Source organism: Gaoshiqia sp. US2 (assembly GCF_059705485.1).
The window spans coordinates 5,757,545-5,776,419 of record NZ_AP048550.1; the positions used below are offsets into that span (position 1 = coordinate 5,757,545).

The following is an 18,875-nucleotide window of genomic DNA, read 5'->3' on the forward strand; positions in this document are numbered from 1 at the left end:
AAGGAGTTTCCTCAGTAAAGAAATGACATGTTACCCTTAGATATGGCAGATACTGTAATACTCCATTTATTTTTAAAAATAGATTTATTGTATAATGAATAAACAAATATAAAACAAGAACCATGAAAATAACACGCAGAGAGTTTAATAAGATAAGCACACTTGCCGGTATAGGGGTCGTTGCCGGCATTACTTCCCCGGCATTGGGAAGCCAGGCCAAAGGTATTTCAGCCAATGGAAAGATCCATGTGGGTTTGATTGGTTGCCGGTCGATGGGATGGGCCAACCTAAAAGATTTTATCGGAAATCCCGATGTCGAATGTATTGCCTTATGTGATGTGGATCAGGCTGTGTTGGATGAAAGAGTGAAGGATGTATTTGAAAAGACTGGTAAAAAGCCGCTTGTTTTTAATGACTACCGGAAATTGCTGGATTTAAAAGCAGTTGATGCGGTAATCATTGCCACACCCGACCACTGGCATTGTCTTCCGTTTGTAGATGCCTGCAAAGCAGGGAAAGACATATATGTCGAAAAGCCATTGGCAAACAGTATTGCTGAATGTAATATCATGTTACAGGCAGCAAAAAAATACAACCGTATTGTTACCGTTGGGCAGCAACAACGCTCCGGTTCGGATTGGGCAAAAGTTATGGAACTGGTCAAATCAGGAACGGTGGGAGACGTAAAAAGGATTAACTGCTGGGCCAATTTTACCTATGGTGCAGGAAAGCCAAGAATCCCGGATAGTACGCCTCCCCAAAGCGTTGATTATAACCAATGGCTTGGACCTGCTCCAGTCCGTCCATTTAATGCCAACCGTTTTCACGGTTTATGGCGAATGAATTGGGACTATGGAGGGGGATTGACAACTGACTGGGGCGTTCATCTGTTGGATATGGCATTATGGTGTAAGGGCGACACTGGTCAATTTCCGGAAACGGTTATGGCCTCAGGGGGCATAATGCGGTTTCCGGGAAATGAAGTTCAGACCCCGGATACCCTGAATATTGTTTATAATTATGGTGATTGGATACTGCAATGGGAACATAACGGTGGAATTCAAACCGGTCCCTGGAACCGCAATTACGGTGTTTCGTTTGTAGGTACAAAGGGCACTCTTATCGCAAACCGTGAGTCGTGGGAGTTAATCCCGGAGGGGAAAAGCGATAACCCGTTAACCGCAGCTATTCCGCTTCAGACAAACAAGCAGAACGAACACCAGGCGCATGTCCGGAACTTTTTGGATGCAGTAAAAAGCAGGAAACAGCCGGCTTGTAGTATTGAAATTGGCCATGCCGCCGCAGTTACCGCGCATTTAGGCAATATTGCAGCCCGCACCAAAGCAGTGTTAACTTACGACGACACAAATAAAACTTTTAATAACACTGAGGCTGACAAATTTATTAAGCCTGAATACAGAACACCTTACAAATTTCCAACACTTTAATCTTATACAACTATGAATACAAATAATGTCATTAAAGTTTTAACACTGCTTTTTGCTATTACTGCTTCAAACCCACTATCGGCACAGGAAAAGTTTCCTAACCCCGGGAAGATGGAGCATGATATGTCGGAGTTCTGGCTCCCGCAGCCTGTGGTTGTCACGCCTGGTGTTGTCAAATGCGATGAACCAATTCCGGCCCCTTCTGATGCTGATATTTTATTCGATGGCAAAGACCTTTCGAAGTGGAAAGGTGTGAAAACTGAGGAGGTCCAATGGATTGTTTCAGATGGCGTTTTTATCGTTAAAAAGGGTACCGGAAGTATTGAAACGAAGAAGAATTACCGCGATTTTCAGCTTCACCTGGAGTGGAAAGTGCCTGTATCTATTACAGGGAGCAGCCAGGCTCGTGGGAACAGCGGCGTTATACTCCAGGGGATCTACGAAATACAGGTATTGGACAACTACATAAACAAAACCTATGCGAACGGACAAGCGGGGAGTGTGTACAAACAAACGGCTCCGTTGGCCAATGCTATGAAAAAGCCGGGCGAATGGAATGTGTACGACATTATCTATACGGCGCCTACTTTTAAGAAAGACAGCACTTATCGTACTTATCCTTATGTAACCGTGATCCACAACGGGGTAATTGTTCAAAACAATACAAGGATAAACGGTACTACTGCCTACGTAGGTTTCCCCAAGGTAAAGGTGCATGACGATGGTCCAATCATACTTCAGGATCACGGCGACCCAAGCGAAGCTATCAGCTTCAGAAATATATGGATCAGAGAACTATGAAAATAAGCAACTCAAAATATTCAATAATATGTATCTCAAAAATAATAAGTTAAGCATTTTTCTTGCTGGTTTCTTGCTAGCGTCATCCGCATCCTTGATGGCGCAACAGCAGAAACCCAATATTCTGTTTCTTTTCGCCGATGATTGGGGAAGGCATGCCAGTATTTATGCTAAGTTAGAAGGTGATAAATCTCATTCTTCGCTTGTTAAAACTCCCAACTTTGACAAAATTGCCGAAAATGGTGTTCTGTTTACAAACGCTCACGTAAACGCTCCTTCATGTACACCGTGCAGAAGTGCATTGCTCTCGGGCCAATATTTTTACAGAACAGGCTTAGGTGCCATCCTTAGTGGCGCCGTGTGGGATAACAAGATTCCTACTTATCCCCTGTTGCTTCAGGAGCAGGGTTACGATATCGGGTTTATGTACAAGGTTTGGTCACCCGGTACTCCAGCTAATGCCCCTTATGGTGGGGAAAAAAATGCATTTAAAAATCATGGAACTGCTTTTAACAAGTTCTCACAAAATGTTTCAAAATCAGATAATATAGAAGAAGCGAAGGAGAAGTTATATGATCAGGTAAGAGAAAATTTCCGGGATTTCCTCAAAGCCCGAAAAAAAGGTCAACCCTTCTGTTTTTGGTTTGGTCCGACCAATACACACCGGGAATGGGAAAAGGGTTCCGGCAAAAGGCTTTGGGGTATTAACCCCGACGAACTTAAAGGAAAATTGCCGGCTTGTTATGCCGATGTTCCTGAGATACGTGAAGATTTTGCAGATTATCTGGGCGAAGTCCAGGCTTTCGATGCCGGGATAGGAGTGCTCATCCAGGAATTGAAAAAAATTGGGGAATATGACAATACGTTGATTGTGATAAGTGGCGATCATGGAGCAGGAGGGTTTCCGAGATCAAAAACCAACCTGTACGATATAGGTACCCATGTGGCATTGGCTATTAGTTGGAAGGAAAAGATACCCGGTAAACGAATTGTAACCGATTTCGTAAATTTAATGGATTTAGCGCCTACTTTTTTAGATGCCGGAGGGGTAAAAGTACCCGAAGTTATGACAGGTAAGAGCCTGATGCCCATTCTTCTATCCAATAAGCAAGGACGGGTTGAAAAGGATCGTGATTATGTGTTGACGGGGAGGGAACGACATGTAGGAAATGCACGGGAGGGGAATTTGCCTTATCCGCAACGTGCGATTACCACCGATGATTATCTCTATATCCGCAACTTTAAACCGGACAGGTGGCCCGAAGGCAGTTTTGAAATGGGCATGAAGGATATTGACAGAGGCCCCACCAAAGATTGGATATCCCTTAATTTCGATAACCCAATCTTCAAACTGTACATTGATTACGCCATTGCGAAAAGGCCTTACGAAGAGTTATTTGATTTGAAAAAGGATCCTGAACAGTTGCATAACGTAGCGGAGCTTCCTCAATACAAAGATGCAAAATCCAGGCTATCGAAAAGGATGGATAAGATGTTGATCGAGACAAAAGATCCACGGATGAGTGCGAATCCGTCATTTGAAAATTCTCCTTATACAAATTAGACATTATTTAGAATAGGTTACCAGTTGTCTTATGTTTTTTTCTTTATATAGATTGAATATATAACTATTACTATGTCATTAACTACACTAAAATTGATTTGTTTGCTGAGCGTTTCTCCTTTATCTTCCGTCACATTTGCCCAGCAAAAGCCCAATATCGTCTTGTTTCTGGCTGATGATGTCAGTTGGGATGATTTCGGTTGCTATGGAAATAAGGATGTTAAAACACCGAATATCGATCGTTTGGCTTCCGAAGGAATCCGGTTTACCAACTTTTTCCTAACTGCCAGTTCATGCAGTCCAAGCAGGAACAGTATCATTACCGGGCGTTATCCGCACAATACGGGAGCTGCGGAACTGCACACCGAACCTCCCCTCGAAATGGTTTCATTTCCGGAGATCCTGAAACAAAACGGTTATTACACTGCTCAAGCTGGCAAATTTCATATGGGTAAATATGCTTTACGCGGGTTTGATATAACCAATCAAAACGGAAAATTAAATGGTGATGGGGGAGAGAAACTCTGGATAAAAACACTTCAGGAACGGCCAAAAGGAAAACCTTTTATGATGTGGTATGCCTCCTACGATGCCCATCGTCCATGGGGGCCTAACGAATTTTCTGGAACTCACCATCAGACATCTGTAACTTCGCCATTTTATCTGGCCGATGTAGAAGGTACAAAAGCTGACCTGGCAAAATATTACGATGAAATAGCACGGTTCGATCATAATATTGGGTTGGTTGTTGATGAACTCAGGAAACAAAATGTACTCGAAAACACTGTAATTCTGGTTATGGCAGATAACGGCAGGCCATTTCCGCACAGTAAAACCAGGGTAAACGACCGCGGAATGAAAACTCCGTTCATCGTTCACTGGCCCAAAGGGATAGGTAAAAAAAGTAAGGAGTGCTCGAGCCTGATAAGTGCCATTGATATTGCACCAACCTTGTTTGATCTGGCATCTGTCAAAACTACTGAAAGCCTTCAGGGAAAAAGTTTTAAATTACTTTTAAGCGATCCCAAAAAGACATTCAGAAATTATGTTTTTTCCGAACACAATTGGCATGATTATGAGGCGCATGAGCGAATGGTCAGAACCAAAGAGTTTCTGTATATTCTTAATTCGAGGCCACAGTTTGCCAACATGGGGCCTGCTGATGCAATCAATAGTCAATCTTTTAAGGACCTGCTTGATTTGAAAAATGAGGGAAGAATTTCATCTGCCCAGGCCGATATATTTCTATCACCACGCCCAACCGAAGAATTATATCATAATACCTCCGACCCTGACCAGATGAAAAATCTTGTTTCTGTTTCTGATTATCTGGCAAATCTGAAAAACCTACGTCAGGTTTTGAAAGATTGGATGGATGAAACCGGAGATAATATTCCACAAAACTTAACAAAAGACTGGTACCAGAAAGAGCCGGGAACCATTAAAACTCAGGTTAAGGGGCAAAGAGGCGAGATGCCGGGAGAAAAACGAAATGCAACAAAAAATAACAACAAAGGAAAGTTCTAGATCATCCGGTAAAGGTCAACGAAATGGCAACAGTCAATCGAAATAAGCTTTTTGGGACTTAGTATACATCTAAAAAAATAAAAAACATGAAAATAACTATATCACGACAATTCGTATTATTAATCTTCTTATCCTGTTTTTTTCTTGAAACAAGTGCCAATATCAGACTGCCCAGGATGATATCTGATGGGATGATTTTGCAACGGGATATTGAAATACCTGTATGGGGCTGGGCTTCTGCCGGAGAAAAAATAAGTATTAATTTTCAGAACCACACATTTACTACAACCAGTAATAAAGACGGGAAATGGAGAATTGATTTACCGGCATACAAGGCAGGAGGCCCATTTGATATGATCATCAAAGGTGACAATGAAATAGTAATTAAAGATATTTTAATTGGCGATGTCTGGATATGTTCCGGTCAATCCAACATGGCATTTAAAATGGGAATTGTAAAAGATAAATATACACAGGATATTGCCAAGGCCCCCAATCCCAATATTCGCCAATTTGAAGTTATGCGTAATACCAGTTTAAAAGTATTGGATAGTTTACAGTCAAGTGGTTGGAAGTCAGCGGATGAAAAAACGGTACTCAGCTTCTCTGCCGTTGCCTATTTTTTTGCTGTTGAATTATATGCAAAATATAAAGTGCCTGTTGGCTTAATTAACGCAAGCCTTGGTGGCTCCACTGCAGAAGCATGGTTAAGCCTTGAAACGGTAAAAGAATATCCGAATTATCAGAAAGAATATGATAGGATAAGCGATGTTGTCGCGAAAAGAAGTAATAAGGAGAGTTTTGCGGCAATCGCAAAATCAGAAAATATAAAACCAGGAAGGTTTCCTGCCAATTTGTATAATGCAATGCTTGCACCTCTAATTCCCTATGCCATTAAAGGAATTCTCTGGTATCAGGGAGAAAGCAATGCCCTTGAAGGTAAATCTTACGAGTATCGGAGACTTTTTCCCGCACTGATTGATGACTGGCGAAAACACTGGGGTCAGGGGGAATTCCCTTTTATATATGTTCAATTACCGAATTTTAAAGACCCGGTGTCGGAACCGGAAGAAAGTGGTTGGGCTGAATTGCGAGAAGCACAGTTAATGGCCTTATCTGTACCCAATACGGGCATGGCCGTTACTAATGATTTAGGGGAAGCTAAAAATATCCATCCCCATAACAAAAAAGACGTTGGCTTAAGACTTGCATTGGCAGCGTACAAAACTGCTTACGGTGATAAAACGGTTGTTTATTCCGGGCCGATTTATCAGTCTATGCAGATAGTTGACAATAAGATTATTCTGAGGTTCAATAATTCAGGCAGCAGTTTAATGGTAAAAGGAGGTGGGGTTTTAAAACAATTTTCAATTGCAGGGGAGGATAAGAAGTTTATATGGGCCAATGCAAAAATTAAGGGGAACCAGGTTGTAGTCTGGAGTGATCATATTAAATCACCTGTGGCAGTACGTTATGCATGGGCCGATAACCCCGAAGGCAGTAATTTATATAACAGGGAAGGGTTACCGGCTTCTCCGTTTCGCACGGATGAATGGCCGGGAATAACATATTCTGGTGAAAAAAAATAATTCAATCAAAGAATCATGAAGAAATTATCGTTAACAACATTAGGGATAGGCTCTTTGCTCATGGTAGCAAATGGACAGCCTTTAGTGACAGGAACTGCAAAACCCAACATCATTGTCATTCTGGCCGATGATATGGGTTATTCAGATATTGGGTGCTATGGTTCTGAAATCAGGACCCCCAACCTGGATCGTTTAGCTAATGAAGGTGTCCGTTTCACACAGTTTTATAATGCCGCAAGGTGTTGCCCGACCAGGGCATCTATTCTTACCGGAATGTATCATCATAAAACAGGCATAGGCGCCATGACAAAGGATATGGGGCTTCCTGCATACCAGGGATATTTAAACCGGGAATGTATGACAATAGGAGAGATGTTGAAAGAGGGTGGCTATAAAACCTATTTATCCGGCAAGTGGCATGTTGGGGATAAAGAAGACTCCTGGCCGGTAAACAGGGGGTTCGATCGTTCGTTCAGTTTTATTCTGGGCGCTACGGACTATTTTGACCCCTACATGGGTGATTTTGAAAAAACAAAGATGGTCATTGATGATAAAAAATTCATTCCCTCTGATCCCAATTTTTACATGACAGATGCCATCACTGACCATGCTGTTAACTTTATAAATGGTCACAAAAAAGAGAATGGGAATGTTCCGTTTTTTCTCTACCTGGCCTATACTGCCCCGCACTGGCCACTTCAGGCCCTGCCGGAAGATATTGAACGTTACAAAAATTGCTATAAAGTTGGATGGGATTCGATCCGGGCCCAAAGATACCGGAAAATGAAAGCCATGGGAGTAATTGATAAAGATATTAAGCTTTCAGAAAGAAACGAAACAGTCCCGCCATGGGATTCCATTTCCACTGATGAAAAAGGTGCCTGGGCCCAAAAAATGGCGGTATACGCGGCCATGATTGACCGCATGGACCAGGGGATTGGAAAATTGCTTAACCTGCTGGAGAAGACCGGAATGGCAGAAAATACGGTTATTGTATTTTTAAGTGACAACGGGGGGTGCATGGAAGATGCCGGAAATTTTGGCAGGAACGAACCAGGTTCTGTTCCCGGAGGTCCCGGTTCATTTATTTCGTATGATGCCAATTGGGCAAATGCAAGCAATACCCCTTTCAGGTATTTTAAAAGCTGGATGTATGAAGGGGGTATCTCCACTCCTTTAGTAGCCCGCTTTCCGGGTACAATTTCATCAGGAAGTATAGAACATGCCCCTGCACATATCATTGATCTGGCCCCTACATTTCTTGATCTGGCGGGGCTGACCTATCGTGATAGCTATCATGGCCACAAACTGAAACCTCTCGACGGCATAAGCATTTTGCCAATACTGAAAGGCTCTGATGAGCCCCTGCATAAATTACTGTTTTGGGAACACCTGGGTTTCCGGGCCGTTCGGGAAGGCGATTGGAAAATGGTATCAAAAAACCCTCAGAATAAATGGGCTTTATACAATTTGAAAACGGACAGAAGTGAAGAAAATGATTTAAGCAGTCAATATCCCAAGATCGTTGAAAGATTGGAAGGGTATTACGAACAGTGGGCGAAAGAATCTGAAGTTACACCATGGGAGGAAGTAAGAAAGGTTCAAAGTCAAAAACGGAAATAATGGCTGAGTCCGGTCAATTTCAGTTTGAAACAGAAAAATTATTTTCAAAAAATTGCCAATCCGGATAATAATAATAATAATAATAATAATAAAACATGAAGAAATTATCATTAGCAACACTAGGTATCAGCTCTTTGCTGATGACAGCAAATTGTGCGCCTTCAGATAAAATTGTTCAACCTAATATTATTTTGATTCTTGCAGACGATATGGGCTTTTCTGACTTGGGCTGTTACGGCGGCGAAATCAAAACACCCAACCTCGACCGACTGGCAGAGCAAGGGTTGCGCTTCACCCAATTCTATAATGCGGGCAAATGTGAACCGACTCGGGCCTCTATCTTGTCGGGGTTATATCATCAAGAAGCGCGTCTGGGTCTCCGCCGAGGGGCGACCATGGGGCAGGTATTGCGCAGGGCGGGCTACACCACGTTGACTTGTGGAAAGTGGCATGTTGATGGTACACCGGAGGAGCGTGGTTTCGACCACGCCTTCGGTCACCTCACGGGTGCGACACAGTACTTCAACGGTGATAATACCTTCCACCTCGACGGCCAGCCTTTCAAAATTCCGGAGGAAAAATTTTACACTACCGATGCGAACACCGATTACGCGATCCGCTTCATTGAACAGGCCCGGAAAGAATCACCCGACAAACCCTTTTTCCTTTATCTTGCCTATAATGCACCGCACTCGCCGCTACAGGCATGGCCGGAGGATATTGCCAGGTACGAAGGCGTGTATGAGAAGGGCTGGGACCAGTTGAGGCAGGAACGTTATAACCGGCAACTGGCGCTGGGGCTAATCAAAAAAGAGTGGGAGTTATCGCCACGCCCAGGTAACATTCCGGCGTGGAACAGTTTAAATGCAGAACAGAAGCAACTCGAAGCGCGAAAAATGCAGGTTTATGCCGCGATGGTGGATCGGCTCGATCAAAATGTCGGGCGGTTACTCGAAAAAATGCACGAATGGAAGATCGAAGATAACACACTGGTGTTGTTTTTGAGCGATAACGGTGGCAGTCCTTACCATAGCCCTAACGCGGAAAAGGAACAGGTTCAAAAGGGCCTTTTACCTGGAGGAAGAGATGCACGTTGGGAATACGGTTTACCATGGGCTAATGTAAGCAATACACCTTTCCGGTTCTATAAACGGAATCAACATGAAGGTGGCAATGCCACGCCATTGATCGCAAGGTGGCCGGCGGTCATCAAAAACTGCGGGGGGCTGACGGACCAGGTTGGCCACATCATTGACCTTATGGCAACGTTTGCCGACGTGGCGGGCTTGGATTATCAAAAGGAGTTCGCCGGCCAGCCCACGCCACCATTCGGTACCAAAACATATGACGGTAAAAGGAATCTGCAGCAGTCAGGTGGTGATCCTATCCCGGAATTGCCTGGAAAGAGTCTGCTTCCAATTCTTGCGGGTCAGTCGTGGGAGGAGCACCAGGCGTTGTTCTTCCAACTTGTTAACCACCGTGCTGTGCGGGCCGGCAATTGGAAGTTGGTCTCGCATGATGGCCAGCCATGGGAACTTTATGATATTGCCGCCGACCGCACAGAGTTGCGCGATCTCACCGCACAACAAAGTGATAAGGCGCAATCTCTTGCGCAGCAGTGGGATGAATGGTGGCAGACCGTCGGGAACGGCGAAAAATATCGCGATAACCCCAGCAATCCTGGCAACTACAACCGTGAAGCAGACAAAGCTGCTAAAAGAGATGTAGGGAAGCGCAAACCAAAGGAATGATCAAGAGAAATGGGTCAGCATGAAGAAAAACATCAAAGAGAGCATAATAAATAATAAAGATGAAACTATCATTATTAACATTAGGAATAGGCATTTTGATTATAACAGCAAATTTTCAGCTTCCGCAGAAAAAAACGGGCATTACAACTTCAGCCCAGGAAAAAATTACCCTTGAGCAGCGTGTTTTAGGACCATCTAAAGAGAGGATTGGAACTAATACGGGAGGAACGGCTTTGAAGGTCTCTAAAGGTAGTGATAATTCAAATGTAAGGTATAGTAGAAGTTTCTCATTTTCTCCTCTGCCTCTCTCTGAGATTAAACCTAAAGGATGGATCAAACAACAAATGCTAAGGGATATCACTTCGGGCAATAGTTCATATCTTGAACAGATGCGAAAATTGGGTGCTCCTATTTCCATACTTTCTGAAAAAGGAGGGTATGGGGAATTCGAAGGAAACTTTATGGATGCGGTTGTTCGCAATGCTTTTTTGACAGGTTCCAAACCGTGGTTGGAGAAAGCAAAGGGAATTGCTGATTATCTTATAGCGCATCAGGATGCTTTGGGCTACATGGGTAGAAAGAACCCGGGAAATTTTAAATCTTTGGCTCAGATTGAAGGTGAGCTTTGGGGGCAATGTTGTTTTTTGCGTGCTTTTTTAGCCTTTTATGAGTACAATAAAGAGAAGAAATATCTGGATGCCGCTAAACGTTCGGTTGACAATATGATCTATCTTTTTGGAGAAAAATCTAATCGATATTTTGTTGGGGAGAGTAGTATGGAGGGAGGAGCCCGCGCACACGGATTAATGTATATTGAAGTACTTGAAAAACTGTTTCAGTTGACCGGTGATAAAAAATATGTAGATTTTGCCTTTCGGTTATACGAGGATTACAGTAATTCTATAAACTTGAAGAATATTGATAGCCAGATGGATTATCTGTTGGATGCTAACCTCCCCTATCTTTATCATGCCCCCCACGCTGCAGAACATGCCCGGGTAGTTTATTGGTTATCTACATTGAGTAATGATCCGAAGTTCAAAAAGGCAGCACAGAACAGTTTGAAAAAGCTCAAACAATCTCTTTCTCCATCAGGAGGATTGATTACTGATCCTAATATACTGGAAAGCGTAAATGGAAAATATGGTTCGGCTGATCTAAGATATGAGTATTGTTCTATTACAGAATCTGCAATCAGCTTAGAGTCTGCATTTCAGAAATTTGGGGATGTTTCTTTGGCGGAAGAAGCAGAAAATATCGTGTTCAATGCTGCGCAGGCTGCACGTTTCGCAGATGGTAAAGCCAATGCTTATTGCTCAAAGGACAATCAAATGGAGGCTGTAGGATCACCGGATAATCATACGTTCCGGTATCAATATGCTGCATGCCATCGTATAGCTTGTTGTGTCTATAATGTAGGTCGGGTAATGCCTCAATATGTGGCAAATATGTGGATGAAAGATGCCGATGAAAGAAGTTTAGTGGCTGCTTTTTACGGTCCATCTGTAGTGAATACACAAATTAAAGGAGTATTCGTTGGTATTGAACAGGAAACGATGTATCCTTTTGAAAACGAAGTGGAGATGATCGTTAATCCTTCCAAAATGGTTTCTTTTGATATTTTGTTGCGTAATCCATCCTGGTCAAAAAACACTAAAGTGTGGGTTGATGGAGCAATAATACATCATGAAGAAGGCTTTATTCGTTTATCGAAACAGTGGAAGAAAGGAGATAAAATAAAGATTTCTTTTGACCCTCGTATAAAAGTGAATTCAAGCTATAATAATGAGCTTTACGTCAAACGGGGAGCGTTGCTATATGGCCTTAAAATCAATGAGAAAAAGGAGGTCACCAAAATTTGGGATAATAGCGACTTTGCAAACTATGATATTGTTCCGACAGATAGTAAAGAGGTTGACAGATACAATGGATACAAATTGCCAGTGGATACTCATGTAAAAATACTAAGCGATACCACCCTGTTTATTTATAATAAAAACCTTGAAGCATCTCTGAAATTCCCTTTTGATAATCCTTACGGTAAAATAACGGGCAGTTTTCTATATAAAGGGAAAACCATACAAGATGAATTGGTACCGATTGGATCTACGATATTGAGAAGGACAACATTTTCTGCAGAAAAGATAATAAAGAATTAAACTATTAGTATATAAGATTAAAAAATATAAAGATGAAATCGATTCAAAAAGCTTTGTTAATATTGTTCGCCATGGTAAATGGGTCAATGATATATGCCCAGAGCGCAGAAAAGCGCAACTTTGTTATAATAATTGCGGATGATGCTGCATGGAATGATTTTGAGGCTTATGGAAACAAATCCATTCGTACTCCGAATATCGATCGTTTGGCAAATGAAGGTTTGAAATTTACAAATGCATTTTTAACAACAAGTTCATGCAGCCCAAGCAGGTGCAGTATAATGACTGGGCGATACCCTCATAATACAGGTGCTCCTAATTTAGGAATGCCCTTGCCGCCTGATCAGATTATATTTCCCGGGGAATTAAAAAAAGCAGGTTACTATACTGTTTCAGCAGGAAAATGGCATTTGGGCCCCCCACGTATGGAATTCGATACTATTTATGGAGGTGGTGGGCCAAGTGGTTGCGGATTCTGGGAAAAAGCGCTTCAAAATCGTCCCAAAGAACGGCCTTTCTTTATGTGGCTTGCGGCAATCGACCCTCACAGGCCTTATGAACCCAATATTATTCCTGATCCTCATAAGCCTTCAGATGTAATTGTTCCATCTTACCTGCCAGATAACGATTCTACACGTAAAGACTTGGCCTTGTATTATGATGAAGTTAACCGGCTGGATAGTTATGTGGGCAAGGTTATGACATTGTTGAAAAAACAGGGTGTTGACAGGAATACCGTTGTTATATTTATGTCTGATAACGGGATGCCCTTTCCGCGTGCCAAAAACCGGCTTTATGATAGTGGTATAAAAATGCCGTTTATTATACGCTGGCCGGATCGCATAAAACCTGGGACAGAGTCTTCCTCCATAATTAGTTCGATTGATATTGCCCCAACAATATGCGAGATGGCCGGATTGGAAATACCTGAGCCGGTTCAGGGGGTTTCATTTGCACCGATATTAAGTAATCAGAGTAAAATAACACGTGACGAAATATTTTCCGAGCACAATTTTCACGATTACCAGGCCCACGAGAGGGCAGTTCGTACTAACCGGTTTTTGTACATCAGAAATGCCTTTCCCGAATTGAATGCGAGTCCTCCTGCCGATGTAGTGAGGGGTATTACCTATCAGGAAATGATCAGGATTTATAAGAAAGGAATGCTCAAAGAAAACGAGACGGATTGTTTTATCAAGCTCCGGCCTTCTGAAGAGTTATATGATGTTAACAAGGATCCGGAGCAGTTAAATAACCTGGCAATAAAAAACAACTATTCCGATGTTTTGCAGAAAATGCGCCGGAAGCTTGATCAATGGATAGCAGAAACAAAAGATGTTATTCCTGCAAATCCAAAACCGGATGGAGCCGATCGCATGACAGGTATATCATTACGTAAATTGTAAATAAATTTAATCATTATGAAGCCAACATTAAATGCCGTAATTTATTCAACTTTAGCATTAAGTATTTTTACCTCCTGTGTCAGTATAAATAAGGATTCAAAAAAGGTTTTGAAAGAACCTAACGTGGTCTTTGTTTTTGCTGATCAGTGGCGGGCCCAGGCTACCGGTTTTGCAGGCGACCCCAATGCAATTACGCCGGCGATTGATCAATTAGCTACGGAATCAGTTGTATTTTCAAGAGCTGTTTCCAGCACACCTGTATGCTGTCCCTACCGGGCAAGCCTCCTTACAGGTCAATATCCGCTGACCCATGGAATTTTCATGAATGATGCACCGTTAAACCCGGAGGCAAATACCATGGGAAAGATTTTTAAGGGAGCAGGGTACAATACTGCTTACATCGGGAAATGGCACCTTGACGGACATGGGCGATCCAGTTATATACCAACGGAGAGAAGGCAAGGGTTTGAATACTGGAAGGTACTTGAATGTACACATGACTACAACAATTCCCTTTTTTATGCCAATGAAGAAACTGTTCCATCTAAATGGGAGGGGTACGATGCATTTGACCAAACTCTCGATGCGCAGAATTATATAAAGGAACATGCGATGGATAAAAAGCCGTTTTTGCTGGTTTTATCTTGGGGGCCACCTCATGATCCATACCATACAGCCCCGGAAAAGTATAAAGAAAAGTATAAAAATTTTGATATACAATTAAGGCCAAATGTACCGGACATAGATACATTAAAGGCAAAAAATGCGCTTAGGGGCTATTACGCTCACGTCAATGCATTGGACGATTGCCTGGATATGTTGTTGAAAACCATCGACCAGTCGGGAATTGCTGAAAACACAATTTTTGTTTTTACTTCTGACCATGGCGATATGCTGTATTCATATGGCGGAACCAACAAGCAGCAACCTTATGATGAATCCATTTTAGTTCCGTTTTTATTACGGTATCCTAATTTACATGGTAAGGAAAAGCGAATAATTGACGCTCCTGTTACTACACCTGAGATTTTACCAACTCTATTGGGCTTATGTAACATTAAAATTCCGAGATCGATAGAAGGCAAGGATTTGTCAAAGTATGTAAAAGGTGAAAAAGAGTTAAAGGATAACCCGGTTTTGATTTCATCCATTACTCCTTTTGGGCAATGGGACAGGAAAAGAGGGGGGACTGAATACCGGGGGATCCGAACAAAAAGATATACCTATGTTCGAAATTTGAATGGCCCATGGATGCTGTTTGATAACCAATCCGATCCTTACCAGCAAAATAATCTGATTGGAAATCCCGAATATTCGAAATTGGAAGGAAACCTTGAGAAAATCTTAAAACAAAAACTGAGAGATACCAACGATGAATTTTTACCGGGCCAGTCATATATTGAGAAATGGGGCTATGTTGTGGATGAAACCGGGACTATTCCCTGGAAATGGTAAAACTTTTAAAAAATGGTATAAAACATCCCACCCGTGTGGGTTATGGTATGATTAATAAGGATATATATTATGAAAACAGTGACTTTAATAAGTAGCATACTCTTTCTTGCGGTACAAGGCATGGCGCAGCCGCTTCAGGTACTGCCTTTAAATGAAATAAAACCAGATGGCTGGCTGAAAAATCAGATGTTGAGGGATATCACGGAAGGATATATTTCGGCCTATGACAAGATGCAACCGACCATGCAGCAAAATGTTTTTGGACCTAAGAAATCGAAGAACTATTCTATTGACAAGGATGGCAACTGGGAGGCTCGGCGTGAAACATGGTGGCCCGGGGAACACGAGGGCTATTTTGCGGATTTGGTTATCCGTAATGCTTTTCTGACAGGGCATAAAGCCTGGATTGAAAAAGCACGGCAAATTGTCGAATCTGTTGTCAAGTATCAGGAGCCCTCCGGTTACATCGGGATTTATGACGAAGAATGCCGTTTAGACAACTTATTAAACGAAAATGGCGAGTTATGGACCCAAAGCCGGATGTTGGGTGCACTGCTTGCCTATTATGAATTTACACATGAACAAAAGTATTTTGATGCAGCTAAAAGGGCGGTAGATTATACAATAGCCCGTTACACATCAAGCGGGAAATCATATTTTCAACAGCCAACACCCAATGGAGGGGGACTGACGCATGGATTAATGTATTGCGAAACTCTGGAATGGCTGTATAAACTGACCGGGGATAAAAAATATTTAGATTTTGCCCTTTGGTTATATGACGATTATAGTAAAGCAGAGCCAAAGCTAAAAAACATCGATAATCAAATCAATAATTTACTGGATAAAGATCGAATGTTCATGGAACACTCCGTACATGTAATTGAGCATTTGCGAGTTCCTTTTTGGCTGGCATCTGAAACAAATAATCTCAAATTGCTACAGGCAGTAGATAACGTTTTTCATAAACTCAAATTGTCTCAGGCTCCGACAGGGACAATAGTAATAGATCCGGTCATTCACGAGAGTGTTGCAGGAAATTACGGATCGCCATATTTACCGTATGAATATTGTTCAATCACAGAGACTGTAATAAGCGGTGCATCAGCATTACAGAAATTCAATAAGACTGCACTTGCTGATTTGATTGAAAATGTAACATTTAATGCTGGGCAGGGAGCAAGATTACCTGATGGCAGTGCGATATCTTACGCAACAACAGATAACAGGCTGGATGCTTTGGAAAAGAATGGGTTTAGATATCAAATTGCGGCTTGCCATAAAGTCGCATGTTGTAACCTAAATGCCGCAAAACTTATTCCTTATTACGTAAGTAATATGTGGATGAAAAGTAAAGATGAGAAATCAATCTATGCAGAGCTGTACGGTGCTTCAGAGGTAAATACAAAAATTAATGGTGTACAGATCAATATCAAAGAATCTACAGAATATCCTTTTGAAAACAGAATCACTTTTACGGTATCCCCGTCCGTTAGGAATGAATTTTCATTATACCTGCGCAATCCGGGGTGGTCAAAAAATACAAAGGTTACCGTAAAGGGAGGAATAGTAGTTAGAGAAGGAGGCTATTATAAAGTTTCAAAAAATTGGCAGAAAAATGATATGGTTGAGGTAGAATTTGATGCGCCGGTTGAGGTGAAACGATTTACCAATAATGAGTTTTATTTGAAACGTGGAGCGCTGATTTATGCTATGAATATTGATGAAAAAAAGAACGCCACAAAAGTATTTGATGAGGGTTTTTCCAATTACGACGTAGAACCATTAGAAAAATCGCAAGCGGATATTATATTTCAAAAATTACGATTACCAGATAATGCTGATATAAACTTTTTAAAAAACCCAAAAATGTTTACTTATGAACGCAATCCCAAATCAAATAATGAATATCCCTTTGATACCCCTTATGGTTATATCAAAGGTTTATTTGTGAATGCGGGCAAGAGTGACGAAAGATACTTAGTCCCTGTTGGATCTACAGTTTTGCGTAAAGTAACATTTAAAGAAAAAAGTAAATAAGTTGGCTTCCTTGTATCATTAAATTATAAAACTTTTGATTATGAAGCGAACATGAGATTTTAGCACACACAGGGGCATGTAAATAAGAGTTGGTAACTTTCTACAAACTAACATATTATGGAGAAAGTATCAGAATCAGCCCGGACTGTTGAATTTGAACAGTTGATCAAGCGGGGTTGTGGCTTGGACGTTCACGAAAAGAACGTTGTAGCGACCATAGATGGAGAAGGTCTGGTCAAGGAGACCAGAACGTTCGCCACCTACACCAGTTCTTTGAATGAATTACGCGATTGGTTACGCGAACATGGCGTTAGCCATGTTGCCATGGAAAGCACCGGGGGCTATTGGAAACCTGTCTTTAACATCCTTGAGGAAGATTTCAAGGTGATCCTGGTCAATGCCAGGCACCTGAAGAATGTTCCCGGCCGGAAGACGGACAAGAAAGACAGCCAGTGGATCTGCAAGTTATTGCTGGCCGGCTTACTGAAAGCGAGCTTTATTCCACAAGAGAAGATCCGTCAGTTGCGGGATATGAACCGATACAGTACCAAACTGACCCAGCAGTTGGCCTCAGAGAAGAACCGGATACAAAAGATCCTGGAAGACGCCAATATCAAGCTGAGCAGTGTGGTGAGCGATACCTCGGGAGTCGTTGCTACTGGAATCATCGATGGGTTAATGATTGGGCGAGAAGACCTGGAAGCTTTGATTGATGAACTCTACCATGGCAAGCTGAAAGTAAGCAAGGCAGAACTTTTACAGGCCATTACCGGAAGAATGACCGATCACCATCGGTTTATGCTGAAGCAGATCAAACACCATATGGCTTATCTGGGATCACAGATTGCCGTGCTACAGCAAGAAGTAGAGCGGCTTCTGGAAGAAGACCGGAAAAGCATCGAGCTGTTGAAGACCATACCTGGCATCAATACAGTAATGGCCGTAAAGATGCTGGCCGAGATTGGGACAACGGTTGAAGAGACCTTTGGTAGTCCCAAACGGTTGGCCAAATGGACCGGTATCTGTCCGGGTAACAACGAGAGTGGTGGCAAGAAGATGAGCGGACGGACGACACACGGCAATAAGTACCTGAAGAGTTTGCTGGTAGAGGCTGCCTGGGCAGCGACACGAACCAAGGGAACTTACCTGCGGGCCAAGTACGACAGCATGGCGGCAAGGAAAGGACGTAAAAAGGCGCTATTGATAATAGGACATAAGATCCTGAACGCTGCCTACATTGTTCTGACCGCCAGGCTGTCTTACATGGCTTATCCGGTGGAGGAATTCGAGAAGAGACGTAACCAAAAGCGTATCACCCATTTGCAAAACGAATTAAAGGGATTGGGCGTCAGCGTCTGATCCTGCTAATGAAAGCCGATTAGTTTAGGTTAGGCCCCGCTTATGAAACAGGTGTTGCACAGCTAAGCACACAGGGTTGAGCTTAGAGCTCGAAGATGAAATTTTACAACTCTTGGCTGTGCTTTATTAACAAAATTATAAACCCGTTGACTT

General features: G+C 42.3%; 12 protein-coding genes. All 12 read left to right on the forward strand.

Annotated features, from left to right (window positions below):
* Positions 1-122: 122 nt before the first annotated feature.
* The 12 genes from AC6H3C_RS23105 (at position 123) to AC6H3C_RS23160 (ending at position 18,722) form a co-directional block, all read left to right on the forward strand.
* A complete protein-coding gene (locus tag AC6H3C_RS23105) occupies positions 123-1,448 on the forward strand; it encodes a Gfo/Idh/MocA family protein (RefSeq protein WP_497517954.1) in 1,326 nt (441 codons plus the stop codon).
* A gap of 12 nt (positions 1,449-1,460) precedes the next feature.
* Positions 1,461-2,249, forward strand: a complete 789-nt coding sequence (locus AC6H3C_RS23110) for a 3-keto-disaccharide hydrolase (protein ID WP_497517956.1) — start codon at positions 1,461-1,463, stop codon at positions 2,247-2,249.
* Between the two features lie 28 nt (positions 2,250-2,277).
* Entirely contained in the window at positions 2,278-3,813 is a 1,536-nt protein-coding gene (locus AC6H3C_RS23115; RefSeq protein ID WP_497517958.1) for a sulfatase family protein, read from the forward strand.
* A gap of 72 nt (positions 3,814-3,885) precedes the next feature.
* Entirely contained in the window at positions 3,886-5,340 is a 1,455-nt protein-coding gene (locus AC6H3C_RS23120) for a sulfatase family protein (protein WP_497517960.1), read from the forward strand.
* Between the two features lie 86 nt (positions 5,341-5,426).
* Positions 5,427-6,929 (forward strand): sialate O-acetylesterase, encoded by a 1,503-nt coding sequence (locus AC6H3C_RS23125; RefSeq protein ID WP_497517961.1) that lies wholly within the window; start codon positions 5,427-5,429, stop codon positions 6,927-6,929.
* 15 nt (positions 6,930-6,944) lie between these two features.
* A complete protein-coding gene (locus AC6H3C_RS23130) occupies positions 6,945-8,552 on the forward strand; it encodes an arylsulfatase (protein ID WP_497517963.1) in 1,608 nt (535 codons plus the stop codon).
* A 95-nt stretch (positions 8,553-8,647) separates the two neighbouring features.
* Entirely contained in the window at positions 8,648-10,303 is a 1,656-nt protein-coding gene (locus AC6H3C_RS23135) for an arylsulfatase (RefSeq protein WP_497517965.1), read from the forward strand.
* Between the two features lie 59 nt (positions 10,304-10,362).
* Positions 10,363-12,462 (forward strand): beta-L-arabinofuranosidase domain-containing protein, encoded by a 2,100-nt coding sequence (locus tag AC6H3C_RS23140; protein ID WP_497517967.1) that lies wholly within the window; start codon positions 10,363-10,365, stop codon positions 12,460-12,462.
* 32 nt (positions 12,463-12,494) lie between these two features.
* Positions 12,495-13,868, forward strand: coding sequence for a sulfatase family protein (locus AC6H3C_RS23145; RefSeq protein WP_497517969.1), 1,374 nt, complete (start codon positions 12,495-12,497; stop codon positions 13,866-13,868).
* A 15-nt stretch (positions 13,869-13,883) separates the two neighbouring features.
* Entirely contained in the window at positions 13,884-15,323 is a 1,440-nt protein-coding gene (locus AC6H3C_RS23150) for a sulfatase family protein (protein ID WP_497517971.1), read from the forward strand.
* 69 nt (positions 15,324-15,392) lie between these two features.
* Complete coding sequence (locus tag AC6H3C_RS23155) at positions 15,393-17,363, forward strand: beta-L-arabinofuranosidase domain-containing protein (RefSeq protein WP_497517973.1); 1,971 nt, start codon at positions 15,393-15,395, stop codon at positions 17,361-17,363.
* 117 nt (positions 17,364-17,480) lie between these two features.
* Positions 17,481-18,722 (forward strand): IS110 family RNA-guided transposase, encoded by a 1,242-nt coding sequence (locus AC6H3C_RS23160; protein WP_497517975.1) that lies wholly within the window; start codon positions 17,481-17,483, stop codon positions 18,720-18,722.
* Positions 18,723-18,875 lie beyond the last annotated feature (153 nt).